The 4,043-nt window shown below is 68.4% G+C and carries 4 protein-coding genes; all 4 read left to right on the forward strand.

Going from position 1 to position 4,043, the window contains the following annotated elements:
• Nucleotides 1-749, forward strand: a 749-nt coding sequence (locus AC1D01_RS23640) for a phosphotransferase family protein (RefSeq protein WP_477870667.1), incomplete at its 5' end; no start/stop codon positions are given.
• A 22-nt stretch (nt 750-771) separates the two neighbouring features.
• Nucleotides 772-1,929 carry a glycosyltransferase family 2 protein gene (locus AC1D01_RS23645; RefSeq protein ID WP_477870669.1) on the forward strand — a complete coding sequence of 386 codons (1,158 nt, stop codon included), beginning with the start codon at nt 772-774 and terminating at the stop codon, nt 1,927-1,929.
• A complete protein-coding gene (locus tag AC1D01_RS23650; RefSeq protein ID WP_477870671.1) occupies nt 1,926-3,077 on the forward strand; it encodes a hypothetical protein in 1,152 nt (383 codons plus the stop codon). Before AC1D01_RS23645 ends, AC1D01_RS23650 begins: the two co-directional genes overlap by 4 nt.
• Nucleotides 3,078-3,247: 170 nt before the next feature.
• Nucleotides 3,248-4,043: glycosyltransferase (locus AC1D01_RS23655; RefSeq protein ID WP_477870673.1), on the forward strand; the 796-nt coding region annotated here is incomplete at its 3' end.

Below are 4,043 nucleotides of genomic sequence, written 5' to 3' on the forward strand. Positions count from 1 at the left end.
AGCTCGACGGCAACGACTGCTTCGTGCTGCAGCACATGCGCGGCGTGACCGCCGATGCGCTGGTGCCGGGGCTCGACCGCGTGACGCGCACCGCGCAGCGCTTCCTGCTGGCGCTGCACGAGGTGACCTGCGTGAAGCGCGTGATGGACGAGGAGGCCTGGGAGACCAGCCTGCAGCCGATCTTCGATTCGGCGGTGCTGCGCAACCCGCACGCCGAGCCGGCGCTGCGGCGGCTCGGGCGGCACATGCGCGAGCACGTACTCGGCCATGTGTGGCTGGACGTCTGCAGCCACGGCGACTTCAAGATCGAGAACGTGATGTACGACCCGCAGACCTGCGAGATCACCGGCGTGATCGACTGGGAACATGCGATGCTGTGCGGCCTGCCCTACATCGACATGGCCTACCTGTTGACGTACAACCGCATGCTGGGCGGCGAGAGCTGGCTGCAGGCCGCGCGCGCGCTGCTGACCGGCCGCGTGAGCCCGAACGAGCTGGCCGTCGAGGCCGACTACTGGCGGGCGACGCGGCTGCCGGAGCGGCTGGTGCCGGTGCTGCGGGCGCTGGTCGTCGTGCACCACATCGGCTGCCGCTGGCACGGCCAGTGGTCCACGCAGGCCAGTGCCGAGCTGAACGCGTTGATCGAGAGCTGCATCGAGCTGCTGGTGCGCTCGCCGGCGCCGGCGGCACTGGCCAGCGTGCTGCCGCCCGCGCCGGCGCAGCGTGCGGCGGTGCGGCCGCTGGGTTGAAGAATTCGAGAATGGCTTCGTGATGAAACTGATCGTCCTGCTGAGCATCGCTGCGGTGCTCTATCACTACGCGGTGTACCCGGCGCTGGTGCTGCTGATCGCGCGCTGGCGCGGGCGCGGTGCTGCGGCCGAATATCCGACCGAGGACGGTACCCAATGGCCGCGCGTCACGCTGCTGATCGCCGCGTACAACGAGGAGCGCGTGATCGAGGGCAAGATCCTCAACTCGCTGGAGCTCGACTACCCGCACCCGATCGAGCTGATCGTCGTGTCCGACGGTTCGAGCGACAGCACGCCGCAGATCGTCTCGCGCTACGCCGATCGCGGCGCGGTCTCGATGCACCAGGCGCCGCGGCGCGGCAAGACGGCGGCGCTGAACCGCGGTGTCGCGGCCGCCACCGGCGAGATCGTGGTGTTCTCCGACGCCAACAACGATTTCAACCGCGATGCGCTGAAGGCGCTGGTGCGGCACTTCGCCGACCCGGCGGTGGGCGGTGTGTGCGGCGTCAAGCAGATCCGCGAGGCCGGCGACCGCGAGAGCAGCGTCGGCGACGGCCTGTACTGGCGCTATGAATCGGCGATCAAGCTGGCCGAGGGGCGGATCGGCTCGATCACCAATGCCGACGGCGAGATCTTCGCGATGCGCCGGGGGCTGTGGCGGCCGATCGCCGAGCACATCATCAATGATGACGCGCAGATCACCTTCGACATCGTCGACCAGCGCAAGCGCATCCTGTACGAGCCGGCGGCGCGCTCGACCGAGTACGCGTCGATCCGCATCGAGGACGACTTCTTCGTGAAGGTGCGCATGGTGGCGGGCGGCTTCCAGACCATCGCGCAGCAATGGCGCCGGCTGCTGCCGCCGCTGTCGTGGTTCGCGCTCGCGTACCTGTCGCACAAGGTGCTGCGCTACCTGGTGCCGCTGTTCCTGGTGGCGATCGCGATCGGCTCGCTGTGGCTGGCGGCGAACGGCGTCGTCGCGTACCAGGTGCTGGTGGCCTTGCAGCTGCTGTTCTACGGCACCGCGTGGGCCGGCTGGCGGCGCCTGCGCCGCGGGCCGCTGCCGACGGCGCTGTACGTGCCGTTCTATTTCTGCACGATGAACCTGGCTGCGCTGCTGGGCTTCGTGCGTTTCGTGACCGGCAGGCAGGGCACGAGCTGGCGAAAGGCACAACGATGATCGTCGCGATCCTCCTGCTCATCCTCGTTGCGGGCGGTGCCGGCGTGTTCTGGCGCCTGCTGCGTTCGCGCCACATGGATCTGTGGATCACGAGCTACCTGAAGCAGTGGCCGCGAAGGCTGCGCGGGCGCAGCGCGCCGCATACGCATGTGCACTTCTGCTTCGCCGATCACTACGAGCCGTTCTGGCACAAGCCCGATCTTGCGACGGCGCGCACGCGCGTCGACCGCTGGATGGACCGCTACCCGAAGATCGCGTCGGAGCACACCGACAGCAACGGCCGGCATCCGCAGCATTCGTTCTTCTACCCCGAGGAGGAGTACGACGAGGTGATCCTCGACCAGCTGGCCGACCTGTGCAAGCGCGGTTTCGGCGACGTGGAGGTGCACCTGCACCACGACAACGACACGGCCGAGAACCTGCGCAGGACGCTGACCGGGTTCACCAGCCTGCTGAACGAGCGGCATGGCCTGCTGCGCAGGGACCCGGTGACGGGCCAGGTGCTGTACGCCTTCATCCATGGCAACTGGGCGCTGGACAACTCGCGCCCGGACGGCCGCTGGTGCGGCGTGAACAACGAGCTCGACGTGCTGCACGAGACCGGTTGCCGCATGGACATGACGCTGCCGTCGGCACCGAGCGACACGCAGACGAGCAAGATCAACTCGATCTACTTCGCGCATGGCGAAGCGGGCTGCTGCAAATCGCACGACCATGGCCGCGACGCGCGCGTGGGCGAGTGGCTGCAGGGCAAGGAGTTGTTGATGGTGCAGGGCCCGCTGGCACTGAACTGGAGCGACCGCAAGGCCGGCATCATGCCGCGCATCGAATCGAGCGAGATCTCGGCCGATGCCTTGCCGACGGCGGCGCGCATCGCGCTGTGGGAGCAGGCGGCCATCGGCATCGAGGGCGCGGAGAACCACTTGTTCATCAAGGTGCACACGCACGGGGCCGAGGAACGCACCGCGGGGGCCTTGCTCGACGGCGGCATGCAGCGCATGTGGACCGAACTGGAAAAGCGCTTCCGCGACCGGCCGGGGTTCTCGCTGCACTACGTGACGGCCTGGGAGATGTACCAGCAGATCGAGCGGCTGTGTCGGAACGAAGCGGTGAAGTCGTCTTCGCTGCGGGAAGAGGTGGCAGCATGAGCCGATCAACCGTTCGCCCTGAGCAGGGACCGAGCTTGTCGAGGGCCCGTGTCGAAGGGTTGTTGCCGCAGCACGGCACAGGAGCCGGTGCAGCGTCAACCGGCCTTCGACAGGCTCAGTCCGACCCTTCGACAAGCTCAGGGCGAACGGATGCTGACGGCCAGCGGACCATGAAGGTCCTGCACGTCATCGAAACGCTGGACTTCGGCGGCGCCGAGAAGGTCGTCGTCGACCTCGTCGCCGCCACCAAGGGCCGTTGCCAGCCCGCCGTCTGCTGCGTGAAGCACAGCGGCGAACTGGCCCAGCGCCTGGGCGACGGCGTGCAGGTGTTCTCGCTCGGCAAGGGCGAAGGCAACGACCTGACCGTGCCGTGGCGCCTCGCACGCCTGGTGCGCGAGCAGGGCTTCGACGTGATGCATTCGCACCTGTGGGGCGTCTACCTCGAATCGGCGCTCGCCGCCCGGCTCGCCGGCGTGCCGCTCGTCCACACGGTGCACGGCAACTACCAGGACTACGGCCGCCGGTTCATCCCGCGCCTGAAGCTCGCGCTGCGCCATCGCCTGGAACGCTTCGCGGCGCGCTGGCACCAGCGCATCGTGACGGTCTCGCATTCGATCCAGAGCTACGTCGTCGAGAACATCGGCATCGATGCGCGCCGCGTCGAGACGGTGCACAACGGCATCGACGAACGCGTCTCGCTGCAGGGCGAGCGCCGCGGCACCACCTTCATCACCGTCGGGCGCATGGCGGCGGTGAAGAACCACGCGATGATGATTCGTGCGTTCGCGCGCGTCGCGGCTTCGCGGCCCGATGCACGGCTGCAGCTGGTCGGCGACGGCCCCGACCGCCCCGCCCTCGAGGCGCTGGCCGCCTCGCTCGGCGTGGCGTCTCGCGTCGAGTTCCTCGGCTTCCGCAACGACGTGGCCGAGCTGCTCGCGGCCGCCGACGTGTTCCTGATGTCGTCGC

This window comes from Rhizobacter sp. P3_B12, assembly GCF_056402895.1.